This window comes from Capnocytophaga leadbetteri, from assembly GCF_003054025.1.
Taxonomy (GTDB): Bacteria; Bacteroidota; Bacteroidia; order Flavobacteriales; family Flavobacteriaceae; genus Capnocytophaga; species Capnocytophaga leadbetteri.
The window spans coordinates 51343-75676 of sequence record NZ_QBKG01000003.1; the positions used below are offsets into that span (position 1 = coordinate 51343).

Sequence of the window (24334 nt, forward strand, 5' to 3'; positions counted from 1 at the left end):
TATTTAACAGAATAGGACACCCTAAGGACTTTTTGCAAGGAATTGCGCATAATTAGTCGTTAATTACTAATCAAAAGAATTGAAAAACTGCAAGGATACTAAGTTACCTTGCAGTTTTTTAGGCTATTTATCATTTGTCTTTTGCCATTTGCCATTTTTTTATTATCTTTGCGCGCTAAATTATCTTTTCTACTGAAATGAAATACCTTATATATATACTTTTAGCCTTAGGGTTTACTGGCTGTGGTATCTACAATTTCACCGGAGGAAGCACCGGAAGTGCTAAGACTTTTCAGGTTAATTTCTTCCGAAATGACGCTCCGTTAGTAGAACCTGGTCTTGACCGCGACTTTACCCTCGCCCTGCAAGACCTTATCAATAACCAAACAAACCTAAGCCTTACCGACCGCAATGGCGACTTAGTATATGAGGGCGAAATAGTAGAATTTAGCATCACCCCGATGACGGCTACTGCGGGACAAACCGCTGCCCAAAACCGCGTGACTATAGGCGTAAACGTGCGTTTTACCAATCATACCGAAGAGAAAAAAGACTTTGAAAAACGTTTTTCTTTCTACTATGATTATCCGGCTGCCGCTCAGTTTAACTCGGTGAAAGGGCAGGCTATACCGCAGATATTTGAACGCATCACTCAAGATATTTTTAACGCATCATTAGCAGATTGGTAGATTTGCTGATTTGCCGATTTGTCGATTTGCCAATGAGAAAGATTGACAAATTAGCAAATTAGCAAATTAGCAAATTGACAAATTGACAAATTGACAGTAAAGGAGTTCATAGAGATTATTAGGCAGCCCTACACTATCAGCAGTGCACAAGTGCGCGAGTTAGACGAGATAGTGAAGGAGTTCCCTTATTTTCAGGCGGTAAGGGTATTGCAACTCAAACTGCTGCACTCTGAGGGTAACTATCGCTATAGCAAAGCTCTGAAACTGGCAGCCGTACACGTGACTGACCGCACGGTGCTTTTTAACTTTATCAATTCAAAAGATATTATTCCTGATTTCTCTACGATTAGGTCTGACTTTGAGCGTATTAGTAAAGCACACGAGCGCAAAGAGGCGGTAGAAGACAATGCGCCACCGAAAGTGAGCTATATAGATAATAGTCCGCGTAATTTTCGTCCTACCCTACCCGACCCAATCTTTGAGGAAAAGATTATCCCTGATGAGCTTATCAATCATCAGGAGCTGACAGACCTATTCGTACCTAAGACAGCGCAACCCACGCCTAAGCCTGAAATGCCCGCTTGGTCGCCCCCACCACCGGCTGACGACCCTACGCCTGCGCATTATCAGAGTGACACTGTGGCAGAGAAATTTAAGCTCATAGATAAATTCTTAGAGAACAACCCGAAAATAGAAGCGTCTAAAGAATACGTGTCGAACGTGAATTTGGCAGATGAAGTGAAGGGTGATGAGAGACAATTAATGACTGAAACATTAGCGCAAGTGTATGTAAATCAGCGTAAATACAAACAAGCTATACAAGCTTATCAAATATTAATTTTGAAAAATCCAAAAAAAAGTGCTTACTTTGCAGCCCAAATAGAAAATATCAAAAAATTACAGCAAAATAATTTATAACAAATGACAGCATTCAACATCTTTTTAGTTTTATGTGTAGTGGTATGCTTACTACTCGCTTTAGTTATTATGGTTCAAAACCCTAAAGGGGGCGGACTTTCTTCTACCTTTGGAGGTAATACCCAAGTAGTGGGTGGAGTGAAGAAAACTGGTGACTTTCTTGAGCGCAGTACTTGGACTTTTGCCGGTGCGTTAGCAGTGCTTATCTTAGTAGCTAACACTTTGTTGCTTAGCAATACCGGTGTTAACGCTGACTCTAAATTATTAGACGGCAGTACTCCTGTAGCTCCTCTACAACAAGCACCCGCTAACAACGCTACTGAGGCTCCTGCAACTCCTGCAACCTCTACTAACACCGGCAACTAAGAAAAAAAGGTCTCCTTGAGACATTTATACGATTTCTATTCTAAGGGCGAATTGCAATTCGCCCTACTCTGTTACTGCTAATCTTTAGCGAGCTTTTTTTGATTAGCTATAATAAATTAGCAATATCATACTGACAAAATGTCAGTTTTTAGAGATTGGCACGGTTTTAGGGAATAGGAGATTAGCAAATTTGAAAATCAGCAAATTTGTAAGTAAATGAGTTAATAACTAAAAACTAAACAAATAATGGCAAAATTGAATATCAAACCTTTAGCTGATAGAGTGGTGATTGAACCAGCCGTAGCTGAAACAACCACTGCATCGGGTATCATTATCCCTGATACAGCAAAAGAAAAACCTCAAAAAGGTACTGTAGTAGCAGTAGGTGCTGGTACTAAAGATAATCCTGTAACCCTAAAAGTAGGCGATACCGTACTATACGGCAAATACGCAGGTACAGAACTGAAATTAGAAGGTAAAGATTACCTTATTATGCGTGAAAATGACGTGTTGGCAGTAATCTAAATCATAATTCAACAACTTATTAATTAAAGAAAAATGGCAAAAGATATTAAATTTGACATAGAAGCTCGCGAAGGCTTAAAACGCGGTATTGACGCGTTGGCTAACGCTGTAAAAGTAACTCTTGGTCCTAAAGGACGCAACGTTATTATTAGCAAATCATTTGGTTCGCCTCAAGTAACTAAAGACGGGGTGAGCGTGGCTAAAGAAATAGAACTAGAAGACGCTCTTGAGAATATGGGCGCTCAAATGGTGAAAGAAGTAGCTTCAAAAACTAATGACCTTGCTGGTGACGGTACTACTACCGCTACTGTATTGGCACAAGCTATCGTAAAAGAAGGTCTTAAAAACGTAGCTTCTGGAGCTAACCCTATGGACTTGAAACGCGGTATAGATAAAGCCGTAGTTAAGATTGTAGAGCACCTTGCTAAACAAGCTAAAGAAGTAGGTTCTTCATCAGAAAAAATAAAACAAGTAGCTTCAATCTCAGCTAACAACGATGAAACTATTGGGGAACTTATCGCTCAAGCCTTTGAAAAAGTAGGAAAAGAAGGGGTTATCACTGTTGAAGAAGCTAAAGGTACTGACACTTACGTGGATGTAGTAGAAGGTATGCAGTTTGACCGCGGTTACCTATCTCCTTACTTCGTAACTGACTCTGAGAAAATGGTAGCAGAGCTTGATCGTCCTTACATCTTATTGTACGACAAGAAAATCTCTACTATGAAAGACTTGCTACCTGTATTAGAGCCTGTAGCTCAGTCTGGAAAACCTCTATTGATTATCGCTGAAGATATCGATGGTGAAGCTTTAGCTACCCTTGTAGTAAATAAACTACGCGGTACTCTACGTATTGCTGCTGTGAAAGCTCCTGGTTTTGGAGACCGCCGCAAAGCAATGCTTGAAGATATCGCTATCCTTACCGGAGGTACTGTAATAGCTGAAGAAAGAGGCTTTACCCTTGAAAATGCTACTATTGATATGCTTGGTACTGCTGAAAGAGTATCTATCGACAAAGATAATACTACTATCGTAAATGGTGCTGGCAAGTCAGAAGATATTAAAGCTCGTGCTGCACAAATAAAAGCACAAATAGAAAACACTACTTCAGACTATGACCGCGAAAAGCTACAAGAACGTTTGGCTAAACTATCAGGCGGGGTAGCAGTACTCTATATCGGAGCTGCTTCAGAAGTAGAGATGAAAGAGAAAAAAGACCGCGTAGATGATGCTCTACACGCTACTCGTGCAGCGGTTGAAGAAGGTATCGTAGCTGGCGGTGGTATCGCTCTGCTACGCGCTAAGAATGCTTTGGCTAAAATAAAACCTGTAAACGCTGATGAGGAAACTGGTATAAAAATCATACTTAAAGCCCTTGAAGCACCGCTACGTACTATCGTAGAAAACGCAGGAGTAGAAGGTTCTGTAATCGTATCAAAAGTACTTGAGTCTTCACGCGAAGCCTTTGGATACAACGCCAAGAGCGGACAGTATACCGATATGTTTAGAGCAGGTATCATAGACCCTAAAAAGGTAACCCGTGTTGCCCTTGAAAACGCTGCTTCAGTAGCTGGAATGATACTTACTACTGAATGTGCTTTGGTAGACATTAAAGACGATAAAGCTGCTGCTATGCCACCAATGGGCGGCGGTATGCCAGGAATGATGTAATAAGTTTTTCACACCATTATTCATATTTATAAATAAAAAGACGCTGTTAGTATTTAACAGCGTCTTTTTATTTATAAATCTTAAATTACAAACTCTTTAGGGCTTGCTTTATAATATCTTCTACTGATAGCGCCTCTGAGGCTTGTACTATCTTATCGACCACCTTTTCAGCCTGTTTACGCACAAAGCCTAATACTTCTAGGGCGGCAAGAGCTTCTTCTTTATGGGTACTCACTGCACTAATAGGGGCATCGGCAAAGTCTTGCAGTTTAAGCATCTTATCTTTCAGGTCGAGCACTACCCGCTGCGCAGTCTTAGCTCCTATACCTTTCACTGACTGAATAGTAGCTACCTCACCATTGACGATAGCATTGCGCACTTGTGCTGCTGTTAGGGAGGAGAGCATCGTCCGTGCTGTACCTGCTCCTACCCCCGAAACTGAAATAAGCAGTACAAACACTTCGCGCTCTGCTTTAGTCAGAAAGCCATAAAGCGTATGAGCGTCTTCTTTAATTTGCAAATAAGTATATAATTTAATAGCCTCACCCTCTGGCAAAGCAGCATAAGTATTGAGACTAATATTAACAAAGTACCCTACTCCGTTGCAGTCTATCACTACATTAGTAGGGTTCTTCTCTACGAGTTTCCCTTGTAATTGTGTAATCATTTTTTAATTATTAATAATAATATTACTTCATTGGCAAATCGTCAAATCGACAAATCAACTCATTGGCAAATCACCTTTATCGTCTTTTCATCGCCTTTTTCATTGATTATTTTAAGCAAATGCTCTCCTTTAGCAGCAAAGATATTCATCTCGTGGAAAGTATCGGTGGTACCCAAATAAACATCATCTATATACCAAAATAGCTTACCAGAGCGATTGGCTGCTTTAGCCACAAAAGGCTGTTGTTCCCCTCCAAAACTCTTAGTAGTATAGATAACACTCAAGTGCTTAGGATACACAAAATCTAACGCTTTTTGGGCTACCCCTTCAGTACAATCAGAGCGGAAAGGCGGCAATGATTGATAGTGTACGTGTTGCTGCTTATAGTACCATTCCATCACAGGGGGCAACACAAACCACGCCTTGGTATATATCTGGTCTACTGGCTGACAAGAAGCATTCACCTGATACTGTGCATCAGGAGTAAGATGCACTAACTTATGATAAGGGCACTGTCCTATCTCTTTAGGGGCAAGTGTGGTACGCAAGAGCTTCTGAGGGCATTCAGGTTTAGCTAAGTAGCCCGACTGCTCGCATATCGTCACCTCGCGCATATCGTCTAAAGGCTGTTGAAACCACGTAGTGTGCGGTAGGGCGTTAAAGATACTAAACATCACAGGAGCCGCATACGATACCCCCGTAAGGGTAGGTCTCCCCTCCCCTGTAGCATTGCCCACCCATACAGCTACCACATATTCGGGGGTAGCCCCTATAGCCCACGCATCTTTATTACCAAAGCTAGTACCTGTTTTCCAAGCTATTTTCCTAGCGGACTCATAATACCGCCACGCTACATCATCAATAGGGCGGTTTACTTCTTTCATAGCCGAAAACATACTATACAGAGCCCCTGCCCTAATAGTCGGAAGGGCTGTAGTAGCCTTGCCAAAATCAGGAGGACTTCCTGCCGTATAGCTAAGGGACTGAAACTCGGCAGTACGATACTGCTGAGTAGCAGCAAAAACATTTACTTCAGAAGCCAAATTAGTATAAGCTTGCGCCAAATCCCATAGGTTACTCTCAGCGCCGCCCAAGATGATAGACAGACCATAGTGGTCAGGGTGGCGCGAAATATTCTTCAGTCGCAACTTCTGTAGCACCTCATAAAAATGATAGGTAGTAAACTGTCGCAAAAGCCATACGAAAGGTACATTCAGCGATTTTGCTAACGCCATATCAGCCGGCACCGCTCCCTCAAAACTATTGCTAAAATTCTGTGGCGAATAACCTGCTATCTGCGTTGGTACATCTGGGATTAAGGTAGTGGGCAGCAGTTCGCCCTCGTGTAGCATAGCCGCATATAAAAAGGGTTTTAATACGCTGCCAGTACTGCGCGGTGCGTGAATGATATCCACATCTTTCTGATGGTTCTCATCAGTGGGGGTATTACCCACATAAGCCAAAACCTTACGCGTTTTAACCTCTACCACCAGCGCTGCCATATTATAAATTTCCGATTGCGAATAATGACTGTAATAACCCGCTACTATCTGACTGACTTTCTGTTGCAAATCGATAGGCAAAGAAGTAGTAATACGCTGTCCTTCAAGGGTCTTACTCGCATACGCCAACAGATGAGGTGCCAACTGCGGAATAGGGTGTGGCTCTGTTGGCAAGGGCTCAGTAAGGGCTAAGTCATAGGTCTCTTTATCGATAATTTCAGCCGTATAAAGTTTGTGAAGTAGGGCATTGCGCTTAGCTAACAGTCGCTGTTGGTTCTTACCCGGGAAGATAAGACTGGGCGCGTTGGGCAATACTGCCAAGGTAGCGCTTTGCGCCCACGAAAGCTGATGAGGCGCCACCCCAAAATACCGCCAAGCTGCCATATCAAGTCCCACTACATTCCCTCCAAAAGGCGCGTGCGAGGCGTAAAGCCTAAGAATAGATTCTTTCGAATACCTGAACTCCAAACGGGTAGCCCAAATCATCTCTATCAGTTTTTCAGCATAAGTGCGCTGCTGGTGGTTGCGTGCTATACGCACTACCTGCTGGGTAAGGGTACTCCCCCCCCGCTGCACCCGTCCGCTCTTCACATTGCGCACCAAGGCTTTAACTATAGATACCGGATTTACCCCCCAATGGCGATAAAAATGAGCATCTTCAAACTGCAATACCGACATTTTAAACCGATAAGGCACGCTATCTACCTCCGGAAAACGCCATTGCCCATCAGTAGCTATCTTAGCCGACAGCAGTTTCCCCTCTGCACTCTCAAGCACAGTAGCATAAGGCTGCGGAAAGAGATGGCGCGGCAGACAAAAAGCATAAGCGAGCAGCAATAGCAGAGCCACCCCCGATTTAATAGGGTGCTGACGTACTTTTCTCCGTATATAACTGATGATATGTAGCAAACGCTTCTTCATTGGTGCAAAGGTACGCATAATTAGCAAAAGTAACAAATTTGTCAGTTAGCAAATTAGGGTGTATCTTTGCACCTAAATTCTTTCAAAAAACAAAAAAATATGTTTCAAGGTGTTTTACAGAAGATGCTAACCGAGTGGGCTGACCCTATACGGTATTATCTACCAATGGAGGGCGATTATGTACTGATGAACAATCTATTAGGCAAGTCCATCACTATAGACTTAAAGGGCTTTCAGTGTTTGAATTGTGGTCAGAACAAGCCTATTTTTAGGCAGGGCTATTGCAAAGAGTGCTTTTTTGAAGTCCCTCAAACTGCCGATTGGATAATGCACCCCGAACTGAGCAAAGCGCATCTAAACATCGAAGAACGCGATTTAACCTACGAGCAACAAGTACAGCTGCAGCCACACTACGTATATTTAGCTAATTCGAGCGAGGTAAAAGTGGGGGTAACTCGCAAAACGCAAGCCCCTACCCGCTGGATTGACCAAGGGGCGCACGAGGCTCTTGTACTTGCTGAAGTGCCTAACCGCTATTTAGCTGGGGTAGCCGAAGTAGCTCTCAAAGAGCATTTAGCCGACAAAACCAACTGGCGCAAGATGCTCACTAACCAAATCACCCCTGTAGATTTATTAGCGGTCAAAGCCCAAGTACGTCCTTGGGTACCCGAAGAAGTGCAGCCCTACATCACCGAAGACATAGCGCCTTTGCAGATACACTTCCCTGTGCAACAATATCCTACCAAAGTGCAGTCGCTACAACTGCTCCGCACCCCTACCTATACCGGCACTCTGGTTGGTATTAAAGGACAATACCTTATTTTTAAAGACGATACCGTATTCAATGTCCGCGCCAACGAAGGATTTGTAATTGATTTGTCAATCAACATATTGCTGGTATAATGCTCGTGTATGGGCTCCCCCTTTGAAGGAAGTCCGCGAGCTGGCGTAGCGGAGTATGTGAAGGGGGGATGTTTCCACAAAAATCGGCAAATCGGCAAATCGACAAATCGACAAATCAACAAATCGACAAATCAACAAATCGGCAAATCAACAAATCGCCAATCGACAAATCATCTCACAAACACAATCGTATTTCCTTCCGAAAATTTTTCTGAAAACACATACCCATCAGCGTTGAAGCCTTTAAGGTCTTCAGCCGAGCGAATATCGTTTTCAGCCAAATAGCGCACCATACGTCCGCGGGCTTTTTTAGCGTAAAAACTCACTATTTTCAGCGTATCGCCCTTGTAATCTTTAAATACAGGGGTTATTACGCTTGTTTTTAGCTTAGCAGTATCAATCGCCTTAAAATATTCTTCACTGGCTAAGTTGATAAAAAGTTCCCCTTCTTCCAACTCATCGTTCAGAGCCTGCGTGATGCGTTCCTTCCAAAAAGCATAAAGGTTCGCCGCCTTGCCTACGGATAGTTTAATGCCCATTTCTAACCGATAAGGAGCGATAAGGTCTAAAGGCTTAAGGATTCCGTAGAGCCCAGAGAGAATCCGCAAACTCTCTTGTAGCTTATCGAGCTGAGCCTCAGCCAGCGAATAAGCATCAAGTCCCTCATATACATCGCCATCATAGGCAAAGAGGGCTGGACGCGCATTTTGCGGAGTTAAAGGCATCGTAAAGACTTGGTTGCGTTGCCAATTCAGTTCAGCAAGTTTGGGCGAAATGCTCATCAGCGCAGAGAGTTTCTGGGGTGATAAGGGTTGAAGAGCCCCGTGTACCTCAGCGATTTCTTTGGTAAAGATAGCCGACGAATAACGCTCTGTAGGGAGCGGAGAGGTCTCGTTGATAGTTTTAGCCGGTGATATAACGATTTTCATAGTGATAATAATTAAGGGGACAAAGATAGAAAAAATTTCTGTAGCCATCTACCCTATACAAACAATATAGGAAGAATACAGGAAGAGCGAAGGAAAGTCGGCGAGCTGGCGCAGCCGAGTATGTGACGAAGGTTTAGCAAAGTATAAACGTCTAATCATCGGCTAAAAACCAGAAAAATATCCTACCTCCCCCCTATTCCTCCTAGCCCTCCAAGCCTTCCCAGCCCTCTCAAATCTCCCATTCCTCCCAGCCTTCCCAGCCTTCTCAAACCTCCCATCTTTTTTTATCAAAAAAAATACACTTCTATCGCTCTTATTATTAAATATTTTTTTAACTTTGCGGCATTAAAACTAAATTCTTGCAAATTAAAGAGAATATGCAAATATTTAAATTCGGAGGTGCCTCAGTAAAAGATGCTGCGGGCGTGCGCAATGTCGCTAAAATACTAGAAAAAGTAGGCTATGCCCATTCTCTCATCGTCATTTCGGCTATGGGCAAAACTACTAATGCTTTAGAGGTCGTGGTTAATAACTACTTCAAAGCCCCTGCTCAGCTGCCCGAAAGCCTACAGACTATTAAAGATTTTCACTACCAGATTATACGCGAACTCTTCAGCGACGAAAACCATCCTGTTTATTGGAAAGTCGACGGACTTTTCGCCGAACTCAGTTCGTTTTTAGAGCGCAATAAGTCGCCTAAGCACAGTTTTGTGTACGACCAAGTGATAGGCTTTGGCGAACTGCTCTCTACCACTATCATCAGCCAGTATCTAAACGATAACGGCATCAAAAACAACTGGATAGATGTGCGCAACCTCATCAAAACGGATAGCAACTACCGCGATGCAGGCATCAATTGGGAAGAAACACAAACCAATATCAGCAATAATATCAACAAGTCGTTGCTCAACATCACACAAGGCTTTTTGGGTAGCGATGCTAACTTCTTCACCACTACTCTTGGGCGCGAAGGCTCCGACTATACGGCGGCTATCTTTGCCTATTGCCTAAACGCTAAGAGCGTAACCATCTGGAAAGACGTCCCTGGGGTACTCAATGCCGACCCTCGTTATTTCCAGCATACTCAGTTGTTGCGCAAAATACCTTACCAAGAGGCGATAGAGTTAGCGTTTTACGGTGCATCAGTCATTCACCCCAAAACGCTACAGCCACTCCAGCAGAAAGAGATACCGCTATACGTGCGCTCATTTGTAAATCCTACCGAAGAAGGCAGTGCAGTGTGCAATGTAGCGAGTTTAGAACCTAAAGTACCTTGTTTTATACTCAAAAAAGACCAGATACTGCTCTCTCTTTCCTCTCGCGATTTTTCGTTTATTATGGAAGAGGGTATCAGCTACATTTTCAAGAGTTTGCACAAAGCTCAAATGAAAGTAAGTGTGATACAAAATTCAGCTATCAGCTTTTCAGTATGTGTTGAAAACAAATTTGATACGCTACCTGAGCTTTTAGAGAAGTTAGAAGAGCGTTTCAAAGTATCGGTAACCGAAGGGGTAACGCTCTACACCATTAGGCACGCTACCGAAGCAGCTATTGCCGAAGTAGCAACAGGCAAAAACGTACTGCTAAAACAAGTATCATCAGATACCGTACAGATGATTATTAATTAGTCAATTTGCCAATTAGCTAATTTGTCAATGAATAGTAACGCAAATCATCAAATTGGCAAATCGGCAAATCGGCAAATCGACAAATCGACAAATCAGCAAATCGACAAATCAAAAAAATATGGCTCTTAAATTTTTAGAAGAAGTAAGAATGGGCATCCGCAGTGCCTCTCTTAAGAAAGACATTATCTGTTATTACATCAATAACGGTGATAATACCCTTGCCGACCTTGGTAAGGAACTCAACCTCAGCGTACCTACGGTTACCAAGCTGGTAGGTGAACTGATTGACGACGGTATCGTAATGGACTTCGGGAAGCTCGAAACCCCAGGAGGTCGCCGCCCTAATGTATACGGACTTAATGAGAGTTCGGGCTACTTCATTGGGGTAGATATCACCCATTCTCACGTAAATATAGGGCTTATCAACTTCAAAGGCGAACTGATTGACGAAAAAATCCGTATCCCTTTTGCTGAAGAGTTACCCCAAGAGCGCTTTGAGCTGTTATGCCAAATCATCAACGACTTCATAGCGCAAACAGTGGTTCCTAAAGAGCATATCCTCAGCATCGGCATCAATATTTCAGGGCGCGTCAATACCCAATCCGGACATAGTTACAGCGGTTTTTACTTCGATGAACGTCCGCTAACCGAAATGTTCGAAGAGCGTTTGGGCATAGGGGTAACCATCGATAACGACTCCCGCGCAATGGCTTACGGCGAATATATAAAAGGCAGGGTAAAAGGCGAAAAAGATATTCTATTCTTGAATGTAAGTTGGGGCTTAGGCTTAGGTATCATCATCGATGGTCAGTTGTATTACGGCAAGTCAGGCTTCTCTGGCGAGTTCGGGCATATAGCGGTTTTCGATAACGAAATACTCTGCCATTGTGGCAAAAAAGGCTGTTTAGAGACTGAAGCCTCTGGCTCGTCATTACACCGCAAATTTATAGACAAACTCCAACACGGTCACTCGTCTCTACTCACCCAGCAAAAGAACTACGACCCCAAAGCACCCGTCTCTTTAGAAGACATCATAAAAGTAGCCCTACAAGAAGATATGCTCGCCATAGAGCTTATTGAAGAAGTGGGCAATGCTTTGGGCAAACACACCGCTAGCCTTATCAACCTTTTCAACCCCGAATTGGTGATTATAGGGGGCACGCTTGCCACTGCGGGCGACTACCTACTACTACCGCTGCGCAGTGCCATCAAAAAGTATTCACTAAACTTAGTAAATAAAGATTCGCAGATAAAAGTATCAAAATTAGGCGAAAAAGCAGGACTTTTAGGCGCTAGCCTTTTAGCCCGTAGCAAATTTATAGGACTGATATAATGGATAAACGACTCGAAGCCTTCCAAAGGCTACTAAACATAATGGACGACCTGCGGGCGCAATGTCCGTGGGACAAGAAACAAACGATGCAGAGCCTGCGTCACCTCACTATCGAAGAGACTTACGAATTAGGCGATGCCATACTCGATAACGACCTGCAAGAGGTAAAAAAAGAGCTCGGCGACCTATTGCTACACATTGTTTTCTATGCCAAAATAGGCAGCGAAACAGGCGATTTCGATATTGCTGATGTAGCCAATGGGGTCTGCGACAAACTCATCATACGTCACCCTCACATCTACGGCGATGTCAAGGTCGATAACGAAGAAGATGTAAAGCGCAATTGGGAAAAGATAAAGCTAAAAGAGGGTAATAAAAGTGTATTGGGTGGGGTACCCAAAAGCCTGCCAGCCCTTGTAAAAGCCAGCCGCATACAAGATAAAGCGGCAGGAGTAGGCTTCGATTGGGACAATATAGACGATGTGTTTGCCAAAGTAAAAGAAGAAATAGAAGAGCTTCACGCTGAAGTAAAAGCACAAAAGCACACCGCCATTGAAGCTGAATTTGGCGATGTGCTTTTCAGTTTAATAAACTATGCGCGTTTTCTAAAAGTAAACCCCGAAGATGCCTTAGAGCGTACTAATAAGAAGTTCATAGCTCGTTTTCAGTACTTAGAGCGCAAGGCTGCCGAGAGCGGTAAGTCATTACGCGATATGACTTTAGCCGAAATGGAAGCCTATTGGCAAGAAGCTAAAGGGGTTTTTGAGCAATAAGAGCAATAGCATCAAGGTTTTGCTGGTGCTTGCGGAAAGATTGTTTCATTTTCTGAACGCGCTTGCGCAAGTCAGGGTAGCGCAATAAGTTGAATAAGAATTTGAGGGTGCGGAAAAAGCCTTCATCTTCTAAAATACGGCTGCCCTCTAATAATAGCATCGGGCTGTGTTGTTCTTTTATTACTTTAAAACCTTGTTCTTCTAAAAGTGTTTTCCACTCTTTAGCCGTCATAGGTCGGGCGTGCACCCTGATGTTGCTGCTAAGGTCTTTAAAAAGGCCATTTTTCACCTCCTCGCTCACCTCATCAGGCTGCAAGCCAAGTTCGTGTATAGCATAATACCCCCCTGGTTTAAGCAGGCGGTACGCCTCGCTTATAATAGCTCGTTTGTGCTCAATAGGCTGCATAGTTAGCATCGCCTCGCCATATACTTTATCAGCAAAACCATCAGGCAGTTGGGTATCAGCCGCATCGGCTATAATCACTCGTGCCTTATCGTAGCGGATATTCTTCTTAGCAAGCACCGCCGCCTCTTTATTCATATCAACCCCCGTATAGCTAAAAGGTTTGTAAGAGCAGGCTATACTACCTGTAAAGCCCAGCCCTGGGGCAAACTCTACTACATTGTCTTTAGAGGTAATCTCTAAATTGCGTACCAACCATTCGGTAAGCAAGCGACCTCCGGGTCGTAATACTTTTTTGCCAAGTTTAGCAAGAATCCAGTGTCCTTGTTTCTGATTTAAGCTGCTTTCTGTTTTCATTGTTCCAATTATTTAATTTAGGACACAAAGGTATAAAATAAAAATTAATTGCCAATTATTAATGCTAATTATTAATTGTTTTGTACCTTTGCAGTGTTATAAAGAGAAAAGCGACAAGCTATCTAATTATTTTTTGAGAATTAACCTTGAATAAACAAAGAACAATGGCTGTACAGAAACCCAGTATTCCTAAGGGCACCCGTGATTTTTCACCTGCCGAATTAGCAAAAAGATACTTTATCATCAATACCATACGCAATACATTTAGTACTTTTGGCTTTCAACCTATCGAAACGCCAAGTTTTGAGAATTATGATACCCTAATGGGCAAATACGGTGAAGAAGGCGACCGCCTTATCTTCAAAATCCTCAATTCAGGCGATTTTACACAAGGGGTAAAACAAGAAGATTGGGAGGCTAAAAACCCTCAAAAGCTCACCCCTCAAATATCCGAAAAAGCCTTGCGTTATGACCTTACGGTACCTTTTGCGCGTTATGTAGTACAGCACCAAGCCGAACTTACTTTTCCTTTCAAGCGTTACCAAATACAGCCCGTTTGGCGTGCCGATCGTCCGCAGAAAGGGCGTTTCAGAGAGTTCTACCAATGCGATGCCGATGTGGTAGGCAGCAATAGCTTGTGGCAAGAGGTAGAGTTTGTACAGTTGTACGATGCGGTTTTTACAGCGCTTAATCTAAAAGGGGTTACTATAAAAATTAACAACCGCAAGATACTCAGCGGTTTTGCCGAAGTGATAGGCGAAAGTGATAAACTCATCGACTTTACAGTAGCTTTAGACAAACTCGACAAGATAGGCGAAGAGGGCGTTATAAAAGAAATGAGCGAAAGAGGTATCAGCGCAGCGGCTATCGAAAAGATAAAACCTATTTTTGGGCTCAAAGGCTCGTTTACCGAGAAGTTAGCTGCCTTATCTGCTATTTTAGCTACCTCCGAAGTGGGGCGCAAAGGCATAGAAGAACTCACTTTTGTAGGCGAACAAATCGCTGCATTAGGGTTACAAACTGCCTTATTAGACCTCGATGTTACCTTAGCACGCGGACTGAATTACTACACAGGGGCTATCTTCGAGATTGCGGCACCTGCCGGAGTGCAAATGGGCTCAATAGGGGGCGGTGGTAGGTATGACGACCTAACCAGCATCTTCGGTCTCAAAGGAATGAGTGGTATTGGCATCTCCTTTGGTTTAGACCGTATCGGTTTAGTGATGGAAGAGCTCAACCTCTACCCCGAAACGCTCAGCAGTACCGTCGAAATACTCTGCTTAAACTTTGGCAATGCCGAAGCGCTACAGAGTATGAAGCTTTTGCAACAACTCAGAAAAGAAGGCAAAAAAGCAGAACTTTACCCCGAAGCGGCTAAGATTAAAAAGCAAATGGACTACGCTAACAAACGCAGCATACCCTACGTAGCTATTATAGGCGAAAGCGAGCTACAAAAAGGCACCTATATACTGAAGAATATGCTAACGGGAGAGCAAGAAGAATGTGAGTTTAGTAAATAATGATAATATTGTAATATATAACAAATAAACTAATGAAGAACTTTATAGAAGAACTGCGCTGGCGCGGTATGATTCAGGATATTATGCCTGAAACAGAACAACACCTTATGGAAGGGCTCCGCGCTGCCTATGTAGGGATTGACCCTACTGCCGACTCGCTACATATTGGTCACTTAGTAGGTGTGATGATGTTGCGCCACTTTCAGAACTGCGGACATAAACCTTATGCCTTAGTAGGGGGTGCTACCGGTATGATAGGCGACCCTTCAGGCAAATCAGCAGAGCGCAACCTATTAACAGAAGAAGTACTTGCCCACAATATAAAGGGTATCCAAAAGCAATTAGCTAAATTCCTCGATTTCGAAAGCGAAGCCCCTAACCGTGCCGAGTTAGTTAATAACTACGACTGGATGAAAGAATTTTCTTTCCTCTCATTCATTCGCGACATCGGTAAGCACATCACTGTCAATTATATGATGGCAAAAGACTCAGTTAAAAAACGCTTCGACCCCAACGAAAACACCGATGGTATGTCGTTTACTGAGTTTTCATACCAATTGCTACAAGGGTATGACTTTTTGCACCTATACCGCCAAAAAGGACTAACGTTACAAATGGGGGGCTCTGACCAGTGGGGCAATATCACTACTGGTACCGAGCTTATCCGCCGTATAGCAGGAGGCAAGGCATACGCCCTTACTTGTCCGCTTATCACTAAGGCCGATGGTACTAAGTTTGGCAAAAGCGAAGGTGGCAACGTATGGCTCGATGCTGAAAAAACCTCACCTTATAAGTTCTACCAGTATTGGATAAACGTATCCGACGAAGATGCACAGCGATACATCAAAATCTTTACGATGCTAAGCCGTGAGGAGATTGAGCAACTTATCAGCGAGCACCAAGCAGCCCCTCACCTACGCGTATTGCAAAACAAATTGGCTGAAGAGCTAACCGTACTCGTACACGGACGTGAGGAACTACAAAAAGCCCAAAAGGCTTCGCAAATACTCTTTGGCAACTCAACTTCTGACGACCTCAGACAGTTAGATGCTAAAACATTCTTAGAAGTGTTTGACGGAGTGCCACAAGCTGAAGTAACTCGCACAGATATAGCGGCAGGCTTAGATATGATAGCAGCTTTATCGGCCAAAACAGGCTTTATAGCCTCTAACTCCGAAGCAAGACGCGCACTAAAAGAGAAATCAATCGCTGTAAATAAAGAAAAAGTAGAAGAAAGCTATATCATAGGTGAGAAAGACATCATCGACGACAAGTTTGTGTTGCTACAGCGCGGAAAGAAAAACTACTTTGTAATTGTGATAGTCTAAATACAAGACAAAATACAAGATACAAAACAAAAAATGCTTTGACAAAGTTCAAAACTTTGTCAAAGCCTTTTTAGCAGTTATAACTCTCTAAAAGAGCTGATAATTTCTTTCATTTGCTGCTCGTTCTGAGTCTTTTTGCTATCGAGTGTCCAAGTAAAGATTTGGTAGTAAGTTTTCTCAGTTTCTACCACTGCCACTATGTAGAACACCTTATTGCCGTTTACTTGTTCAGTAGTCTCAACCACCATAGCAGGCAGCCTATGAATAGTAGTGGTCGTGATTTTCGCCGCAGAAGGGCGCATCATCTTAGCCTCTACCCAACCCTGATAGCACACATCAAAGTAATCCTTTAGGCGGAAGCGCTCAGCAAAAGCTTTTTTGGTTTGTACACCCAGCTTGTCTTTCAGCAGCTCAAATAGAGCTTCTGTCAGTTCCTCTCGATTATCGTCAATCACAGCCACAAAAAAGGCTTCTTTAGGATTGGCGTATTGTAGCGAGGCTTGGTCATAAAGATTGTTTTGGTAAGTAAGAGAAGTAGGTAGTTTCATTTCATACTTATCCTCTACTTTTACTACCTGCACCGAAGTCTCTGTGGCGCGGCAAGATACTAATAGTAAAAGGATAAAGATGAAAGGTAATTTTTGATTAAAACGTTTCATCTCTTGCTAATTTAGTTTATTTCTGCGTACAAAGATAGAATTTTTTTTGTTAATACCAATTTTTTGTAAGATTTTTTTGTAATATAACTTTTTATAACCTATTTCATACTGAAAAATGTTCCCTTTGAAAGACACTTTAAAACACCGCGGTCTGCGCAATCAGTTAGCCGACCTGCTCAAAGAAAAAGGCATACGCGATACGCGTGTGCTCGAGGCGATACGGGCTATACCACGCCACCTGTTTATGGATAGCTCTTTTGAAGACCACGCGTACCAAGACAAGGCTTTCCCAATAGGCGAAGACCAAACTATCTCGCAGCCTTATACGGTAGCCTTTCAAACAGAACTGCTACAGGTAGCTCCGCGCCAAAAGGTGTTAGAGATAGGCACTGGTAGCGGCTATCAGTCAAGTGTGCTGATGTACCTCGGGGTATATCTGTATACTATCGAGCGACAACAAAAGCTCTTCAAGCTCGCCCAACAATTACTACCCAAACTGATAAATCGTCCTGTACAGATGTATTTTGGCGATGGTTATAAGGGCTTACCCCAAGAAGCCCCTTTCGACCGCATATTAGTCACGGCGGGGGCTCCTTATGTGCCCAATCCGCTATTGGCACAATTAGCTATTGGCGGACGTATGGTGATACCCATAGGCGAAAAAACACAAGTAATGACCCTCTACGAACGCATCAGCGAAAAGGAGTTTCATAAAACTACCTACGGCGACTTTCAGTTCGTACCAATGCTGAAAGAGAGAAATTAAACCCACAGACAGGTTTTTTAATATTTTTATAGATTAGAAAGAAATGTACTTAATATTCGATACCGAAACCACGGGGTTACCCCGTAATTATAATGCTCCTATTAGCGATAGCAACAACTGGCCGCGTGCGGTGCAAATAGCGTGGCAATTGCACGACCAGTGGGGGACACTTATAGAACATCAGGATTTTTTAATTACTCCTGATGGCTTTGACATTCCTTATGATGCCGAGAAAGTACACGGCATCTCTACCCTACTAGCTGAAAAGCAAGGGGTACCCATTGCTGAGGTGTTCGCTGCTTTCAACGAGGCTCTTAGCAAGGCTCAGTACGTGGTGGGACAAAATATAGGCTTCGATATCAATATTATGGGGGCTGAGTTTTACCGCTATGGGGTGGAAAGTCCGTTGGATAAACTACCGGTAATCGATACTTGTACTGAGGCAACCGCTAACCTCTGCAAAATAGAAGGAGGTCGCGGGGGTAAATATAAATTCCCTTCACTTACTGAGTTGCACTCTTTCTTATTTGGCGTACCTTTTGCCGAGGCTCACAACGCTACTGCCGATGTAGAAGCTACTGCCCGCTGTTTCTTTGAACTTATAAGGCGTGGTGAGGGCTTCAAAGAAGGTACTTTCAGTAGAGAATATATTGAAAACTTTCAAGCGCATCACTCCTCTCCCATAGGGCTTATAGGGCTCAAACACGTAAACCTCAAAGAGGCTTCCGAGGCATTGCGCAGCAAAGGCAGTACTCCTGAAATAACCGCTTCAGAAGAAGAGATAGCACTACTTGAAACGGCTGCCTTTGCCCATCTACACAATCATACTCAATACTCTATCTTACAATCGACTACAGCTATAAGCGACCTTGTGAAAAGTACCGCTAAAGAGAAAATGCCTGCCGTAGCCCTAACCGATAGCGGCAATATGATGGCGGCTTTCCACTTCGTGCAAGAAGTACAAAAATACAACAAAGAGGCTGAAAGCAAAAACAAAGAAGCTGAAGAGAAAGGAGAAACGCCTACCGAAACACTTATCAAGCCTATAATAGGTTGTGAGTTCAATATATGTGAAAATCACTTGGATAGAAGTCACCAAGACAATGGTTACCAAGTGGTTATCTTAGCTAAAAACAAAGAGGGCTATCAGAATCTTATCAAAATGGCTTCGATAGCCTCTACTAAGGGCTTTTATTACGTGCCTCGTATCGACAAAGAGATTGTTGCACAGTATAAAACCGACCTTATAGTGCTTTCAGGGGGTATCAATGGTGAAATTCCCTCTAAAATACTCAATATAGGTACCAAACAAGCTGAAGAAGCATTGCTGTGGTGGAAAAACCTCTTTGGTGAAGATTTCTATTTAGAAGTGATGCGCCACGGGCAGCAGGAAGAAGAGCACGTAAATGGTGTGTTGGTAGAGCTGTCTAAAAAGCACAACGTGAAGCTCATCGCTACTAATAACACTTTTTACATCCATAAAAAAGATGCTAGTGCCCACGATATTCTGCTATGTGTAAAAGATGGTGAGAAGCAGAAAACACCTATTGGGCGCGGACGTGGCTATCGATTTGGAATGCCTAATGACGAATACTACTTCAAAACAAGTGCCGAGATGAAGGCACTCTTCAAAGATATACCTCAGGCAATCATAAACATACAAGAGATTATCGATAAGGTTGAGCCCTACGGCTTAGCTCGCGATATACTCTTACCTAAATTTGATATTCCTGAACCCTTTCAGGTAGCAGACGACCCTACAGGCAAGAAAGGTGAAAACAATTATTTGCGTCACCTTACCTATGAGGGGGCTAAGCGCAAATACCCTGAAATTACTGATGAGGTGCGCGAACGATTAGACTTTGAGCTTTCTATTATAGAAAAGACAGGTTATCCTGGTTACTTTCTGATAGTGCAAGATTTCATTGCAGCTGCGCGCAAGATGGGGGTATCAGTAGGGCCTGGTCGTGGGTCGGCAGCAGGGTCGGCAGTGGCTTATTGCTTAGACATTACCAATATGGACCCGATAAAGTACGACCTGCTGTTTGAGCGTTTCCTAAACCCTGATCGTGTATCAATGCCAGATATTGATATAGACTTTGAAGACTCTGGCAGACAAGATGTTATCAATTACGTGATTGATAAGTATGGCGAGAGTCAGGTAGCACGTATCATCACTTATGGTAAGATGGCGGCTAAGTCGGCTATAAAAGATACCGCCCGTGTGCTGGATGTGCCTCTGCAAGAGTCGAACCGATTAGCAGGTTTAGTACCCTCTAAACCCCCCGGACTTTCACTAAAGAACCTCTTCAATTGGGACGAGAAAAAGCTCAAAGAAAAAGTGCGCAGTGAAGAACTACCAAAAGTAGATGAACTCAAGCAGCTTTTGGCAGGCGGAGGCGAAGAGGAGAGCAACCAAACTATTCAGCAGGCCAACATTATTGAGGGCTCGGTACGCAACACCGGTATTCACGCCTGCGGGGTGATTATTACCCCTGACGATATCACCAACTTTGTACCTGTAGCCTTAGCCAAAGACTCTGACCTATTCGTTACCCAGTTTGACAACTCGGTAGTAGAAAGTGCTGGACTGCTGAAGATGGACTTTTTGGGGCTTAGTACTCTTACCCTTATCAAAGATACGATTGAGAATATAAAACAAACACACGGCTTAGAGCTCGATGCAGAGGCTTTTCCGTTAGACGATAAAAAGACCTACGAACTCTTTCAACGAGGGGAAACGGTAGGGATATTCCAATACGAGTCCGCAGGTATGCAGAAGTATATGCGCGAACTCAAGCCTACTGTTTTTGCTGACCTAATAGCGATGAATGCTCTTTACCGCCCAGGGCCTCTGGAATATATACCGAGCTTTATCAAGCGGAAACACGGTATTGAACCCATAGAATACGACTTGCCTGATATGAAAGAGTATCTGGAAGAAACCTATGGTATCACGGTATATCAGGAGCAGGTGATGCTACTCTCGCAAAAGCTAGCAGGTTTTACCAAAGGTGAGGCTGACGTACTGCGTAAAGCAATGGGTAAAAAGCAAATAGCCGTGCTAGCTAAAATGAAACCTAAATTTGTTGCCCAAGCATCAGAAAAGGGACACGATGCCCAAAAACTCGAAAAGATATGGGCTGACTGGGAGAAGTTTGCGGCTTATGCGTTCAACAAGTCGCATTCTACCTGCTATGCGTGGGTGGGCTACCAAACTGCCTATTTGAAAGCTAACTACCCTGCCGAGTATATGGCTGCGGTATTATCTAACAATATGAACGATATTAAGACGATTACTTTCTTCCTTGAGGAATGTCATCGTATGGGTATTAGGGTATTACCTCCGGATGTGAACGAGTCGTTATACAAATTTACGGTGAACAAAAATGGGGATATCCGCTTTGGTATGGGGGCAGTAAAAGGAGTCGGTAAGGCAGCGGTAGACACTATAGTAGAAAACCGCAAAGAGCGCCCTTACACCTCTATTTTCGACTTAGCAAAGCGAGTAGATTATAAGAGTATCAACAAAAAAGCCTTTGAAAGTATCGCTTTAGCAGGTGGTTTTGACTCTTTTGCGGGCACTCACCGCGCTCAATATTTTTATGCTGAAGCTGATGGTATTCCTTTCCTTGAGAAAGCTATTCGTTTTGGGAACAAATATCAGGAAAGCAAAAACTCGGCACAGATGAGTCTGTTTGGGGGGATAGACGAAGCCGAGATACCTGAACCGGTGATACCTAAATGTGAGTCTTGGGGGAACCTTGAGCAGCTGCGTCGCGAAAAAGAAGTAGTGGGTATCTATATATCAGGACATCCGTTAGACGATTTTAAACACGCTATTCAGCATTATTGCAATATCAATTTATCGCAGCTACAAAACCTCACACCACTTATCAACCGCGAACTTACCGTAGCGGGTATGATAACCGATGAGCAACACCGCACCAGCAAGAATGGTAGTCCGTTTGGGTTCTTCACTTTAGAAGATTATGACGGCTCTTTCGAGTTCAGACTTTTTAATAAGGACTATGGAGAGTTTCGCCAATATATGGTAATGGGAGCCTTTCTATTTATCAAATTCAAAGTAGTGGAAGGCTTTTTGAACAATCAAACTCAGCAACGAGGCGAGCCAAGGATACAGGTACTACAGATAGAGTTTCTGCAAGATGTATTAGAAAAACTCTCTAAAAAAGTTACCTTTCACCTAAATATAGAGGATATTAGTCAGCCGATGATTGATAAATACAAGTCTTTAGTGAGCAAACACAAAGGAAAACAGCCTGTTTACTTCGTGGTACATCATAAGGAGGATAATATCCACCTAAATATGGACAATGCACAGTTGAAAGTGAATATCAACAATGCGTTTTTAGACGAGTTAGAGGCTCAATCGGTAGTTTATAACCTCAACAACCAGCCTTTAGAGAAATTTATAGCTAAGAAAGTAGAGACTCAAGAAGAGGAAGAACCTGCTATAGAAGAACTAGGTCTATCAGACTAATTTGATGATTTGATGATCAAGACAATAAAAAAACTGCAAGAGGAACTAAGTACTCTTGCAGTTTTTTAGTTTTAGAAGAAAAGATTGTATGTTACCATCCAGGATTTTGTACTAACACTCCTTTATTCTTTTGCAACTCATCAAAAGGAATTGGGTATAAGTACATTGCTCTTTTGAACAAACGTGTTTCGTAAGCAGTACGTTGGAAAAACTCTGCTTTATTATCAGTCTGCATATTCATTCCGTAGAAAGGTCCTCCTTGAGCACCTTGTCCAGGAGCTGCGTTATCGGCTATCATCCAGCGGCGTACATCAAAATAACGTTGCCCTTCAGTAGCAAGCTCTACACGGCGTTCACGGCGTATAGCTTCGCGTTGTTGTTCTTGGTTGCCCACAATACTAGGATAAGACACTTCAAGATTAGGAATACCTGCACGCTTACGCACTTTATTTACATAAGTAAGAATATCAGGTGAAGAAGGGTCTACCTCATTGAGCATTTCTGCATATAACAAATAGAAATCGGCTAAACGGAAAATAATAGAAGGTCTGAATTTGCTACGAGGATGATTACCCGCATTGTAAACTGTACGATTGATGCGTTTGTAGAGCAAATAGCCAGACCAAGGGTAGTCAGCTTTGGTTTTATCATTGCCTTGACCTGGGAAAAAGCTCACTTTATTATTGCTAACGTGCCATCTTCTACCGTGATAGAATACAGTTTGGTAGAAACGAGGTTCGCGGTTTATCCACATTCTAAAGGTGCCCACCTCGGTGCGCCCTGTAGTATCATCACCTGCTACTGACATACCTGTTTCGGAGTACAAAGGCGAATCTTGTATGGTTTTACCATCATTCATAAAGAAAGCATCGACAAGCTCTTGGGTAACAGCTATGCAGGCAAAACCTACTTTTTCGGTACGAGGCGTACAACGTCTGTCTACTCCTTCTCCTCCTATATTACCCCAGTCATTGAAGTAAGTAGCCCAAACAATCTCTTTGTTATAAGTTTGGAAAAGGTTGTAAAGCGACTTATCAGGGTCTATAGTACCATCGTTTTTCTTTTCTTCGTACAATTCGTATTTACCTTGGCTATAGTTGATAAAATCTCTTACTGCTGCTAACGCTTTTTGTTTTTTAGTAGCATCGTAGTCAGGGAAAAGGCGTTTGCCATCAGGATTGGTAAGCGAAAGGGCTTCAGTATAACCACCATTGAATAGTGGGCTGGCAGCATATACCCATAACTTAGCACGTACTGCTAAAGCAACCCCTTTAGTAGGCAAGAGGGCTTCGTTTTGTTCTGAATCTACTATGGTTTTTCCTGATAAGTTGAAGTCAGTAAGCCCGCTATTAGGATCGTCTATTAGGGCTTTGAGCTCTCCATCTATCCAATTTACCACTTCATCTACACTATTGCGAGGAAACTCCCACGATTTAGCATTAGGGTCGGCTATGGTGCTCATAATAGGGATAGGCCCATATTGCTCGAATAGCAAATAGTGATAGTATGCCCTCATAAATTTGGCTTGAGCCATCATCTGTTTATAGTCTTCAGCACTTACATAGTCGGCAGTACCTTGTTCGGGTATTACTTTTGCTTTAGCCATAAATATATTGGCTTGGCGTATTTTTTGGTACATCAGTGCCCAACGGTGGTAGTAGGCATTACTAGCATTATAACCACTACTTGTGAGGTTTTTGAGTGCCCATTGCGATATTTTCAGCTCATCGCTAAAGCCAGCCCAAGGGTTAGCACGACCCGTATTAGCATCGCCCCTCATAGCCGAATAGTCTGGAATAGCAGCAAATATGGCTCTGTGGAACTTCTTTTCCATAGTAGCATTATTGAATATTTCGTCTTCTGAGAGCTCTGCTGCCAACTCGTCAGATACGTTTAGAAAATCTTTGTTGCATCCTACAGTTAGTAACACTGCAGTAGCAATGGGTAGTATATATTTTTTCATAATAATCTTTTT

General features: G+C 43.0%; 19 protein-coding genes. 13 read left to right on the forward strand and 6 right to left on the reverse strand.

Features of this window, described 5'->3' with window-relative positions; all coding sequences use genetic code 11:
- The first annotated feature begins 197 nt into the window (after positions 1–197).
- The 5 genes from C8P65_RS04205 to groL all read left to right on the forward strand — a co-directional run bounded on the left by C8P65_RS04205 (position 198) and on the right by groL (position 4166).
- Positions 198–689, forward strand: coding sequence for an LptE family protein (locus C8P65_RS04205; RefSeq protein ID WP_009389365.1), 492 nt, complete (start codon positions 198–200; stop codon positions 687–689).
- Between the two features lie 90 nt (positions 690–779).
- A complete protein-coding gene (locus C8P65_RS04210; protein ID WP_107781602.1) occupies positions 780–1607 on the forward strand; it encodes a hypothetical protein in 828 nt (275 codons plus the stop codon).
- Between the two features lie 3 nt (positions 1608–1610).
- Positions 1611–1973 carry a preprotein translocase subunit SecG gene (gene secG, locus C8P65_RS04215; RefSeq protein WP_107781603.1) on the forward strand — a complete coding sequence of 121 codons (363 nt, stop codon included), beginning with the start codon at positions 1611–1613 and terminating at the stop codon, positions 1971–1973.
- Between the two features lie 246 nt (positions 1974–2219).
- Positions 2220–2498: a co-chaperone GroES gene (locus C8P65_RS04220; protein WP_002673428.1), complete on the forward strand. Its 279-nt coding sequence runs from the start codon at positions 2220–2222 to the stop codon at positions 2496–2498.
- A gap of 33 nt (positions 2499–2531) precedes the next feature.
- Positions 2532–4166, forward strand: a complete 1635-nt coding sequence (groL, locus tag C8P65_RS04225) for a chaperonin GroEL (RefSeq protein WP_095914360.1) — start codon at positions 2532–2534, stop codon at positions 4164–4166.
- Positions 4167–4251: 85 nt separating this feature from the next.
- Here the strand turns inward: groL and ruvA are convergent, their stop codons facing one another.
- Complete coding sequence (ruvA, locus tag C8P65_RS04230; RefSeq protein WP_107781604.1) at positions 4252–4833, reverse strand: Holliday junction branch migration protein RuvA; 582 nt, start codon at positions 4831–4833, stop codon at positions 4252–4254.
- A gap of 59 nt (positions 4834–4892) precedes the next feature.
- On the reverse strand, positions 4893–7256 hold the full coding sequence (pbpC, locus tag C8P65_RS04235) for a penicillin-binding protein 1C (RefSeq protein ID WP_245887319.1): 2364 nt from the start codon (positions 7254–7256) through the stop codon (positions 4893–4895).
- 99 nt (positions 7257–7355) lie between these two features.
- On the opposite strand from pbpC, the gene C8P65_RS04240 reads away from it, so the two are divergent.
- Entirely contained in the window at positions 7356–8159 is an 804-nt protein-coding gene (locus C8P65_RS04240) for a DUF2797 domain-containing protein (protein ID WP_107781608.1), read from the forward strand.
- A gap of 170 nt (positions 8160–8329) precedes the next feature.
- On the opposite strand, the gene yaaA is transcribed toward C8P65_RS04240, so the two are convergent.
- A complete protein-coding gene (gene yaaA / locus C8P65_RS04245) occupies positions 8330–9088 on the reverse strand; it encodes a peroxide stress protein YaaA (RefSeq protein WP_107781779.1) in 759 nt (252 codons plus the stop codon).
- A gap of 377 nt (positions 9089–9465) precedes the next feature.
- Between yaaA and C8P65_RS04250 the strand changes: the two genes are divergently transcribed.
- The 3 genes from C8P65_RS04250 (at position 9466) to mazG (ending at position 12822) form a co-directional block, all read left to right on the forward strand.
- Entirely contained in the window at positions 9466–10716 is a 1251-nt protein-coding gene (locus C8P65_RS04250; protein ID WP_095914894.1) for an aspartate kinase, read from the forward strand.
- Positions 10717–10834: 118 nt separating this feature from the next.
- Positions 10835–12049 carry an ROK family transcriptional regulator gene (locus C8P65_RS04255; RefSeq protein WP_107781610.1) on the forward strand — a complete coding sequence of 405 codons (1215 nt, stop codon included), beginning with the start codon at positions 10835–10837 and terminating at the stop codon, positions 12047–12049.
- Positions 12049–12822, forward strand: coding sequence for a nucleoside triphosphate pyrophosphohydrolase (gene mazG / locus C8P65_RS04260; protein WP_390881504.1), 774 nt, complete (start codon positions 12049–12051; stop codon positions 12820–12822). Before C8P65_RS04255 ends, mazG begins: the two co-directional genes overlap by 1 nt.
- Here mazG and C8P65_RS04265 read toward each other — a convergent pair.
- Positions 12800–13582, reverse strand: a complete 783-nt coding sequence (locus C8P65_RS04265; protein ID WP_107781612.1) for a class I SAM-dependent methyltransferase — start codon at positions 13580–13582, stop codon at positions 12800–12802. The two genes, mazG and C8P65_RS04265, sit on opposite strands and share 23 nt — an antisense overlap.
- 164 nt (positions 13583–13746) lie before the next feature.
- Between C8P65_RS04265 and hisS the strand changes: the two genes are divergently transcribed.
- On the forward strand, positions 13747–15102 hold the full coding sequence (gene hisS / locus C8P65_RS04270) for a histidine--tRNA ligase (protein WP_107781614.1): 1356 nt from the start codon (positions 13747–13749) through the stop codon (positions 15100–15102).
- A 32-nt stretch (positions 15103–15134) separates the two neighbouring features.
- On the forward strand, positions 15135–16430 hold the full coding sequence (gene tyrS / locus C8P65_RS04275; protein WP_107781616.1) for a tyrosine--tRNA ligase: 1296 nt from the start codon (positions 15135–15137) through the stop codon (positions 16428–16430).
- A gap of 77 nt (positions 16431–16507) precedes the next feature.
- Here the strand turns inward: tyrS and C8P65_RS04280 are convergent, their stop codons facing one another.
- A complete protein-coding gene (locus tag C8P65_RS04280) occupies positions 16508–17089 on the reverse strand; it encodes a hypothetical protein (protein WP_095914351.1) in 582 nt (193 codons plus the stop codon).
- A 115-nt stretch (positions 17090–17204) separates the two neighbouring features.
- Between C8P65_RS04280 and C8P65_RS04285 the strand changes: the two genes are divergently transcribed.
- Together C8P65_RS04285 and dnaE are read left to right on the forward strand one after the other, a co-directional pair.
- On the forward strand, positions 17205–17855 hold the full coding sequence (locus tag C8P65_RS04285; RefSeq protein ID WP_107781618.1) for a protein-L-isoaspartate(D-aspartate) O-methyltransferase: 651 nt from the start codon (positions 17205–17207) through the stop codon (positions 17853–17855).
- A gap of 43 nt (positions 17856–17898) precedes the next feature.
- Positions 17899–22359, forward strand: a complete 4461-nt coding sequence (gene dnaE / locus C8P65_RS04290; protein ID WP_107781620.1) for a DNA polymerase III subunit alpha — start codon at positions 17899–17901, stop codon at positions 22357–22359.
- Between the two features lie 91 nt (positions 22360–22450).
- Here the strand turns inward: dnaE and C8P65_RS04295 are convergent, their stop codons facing one another.
- Positions 22451–24322: a RagB/SusD family nutrient uptake outer membrane protein gene (locus C8P65_RS04295; protein ID WP_107781622.1), complete on the reverse strand. Its 1872-nt coding sequence runs from the start codon at positions 24320–24322 to the stop codon at positions 22451–22453.
- Between the last annotated feature and the right edge of the window lie 12 nt (positions 24323–24334).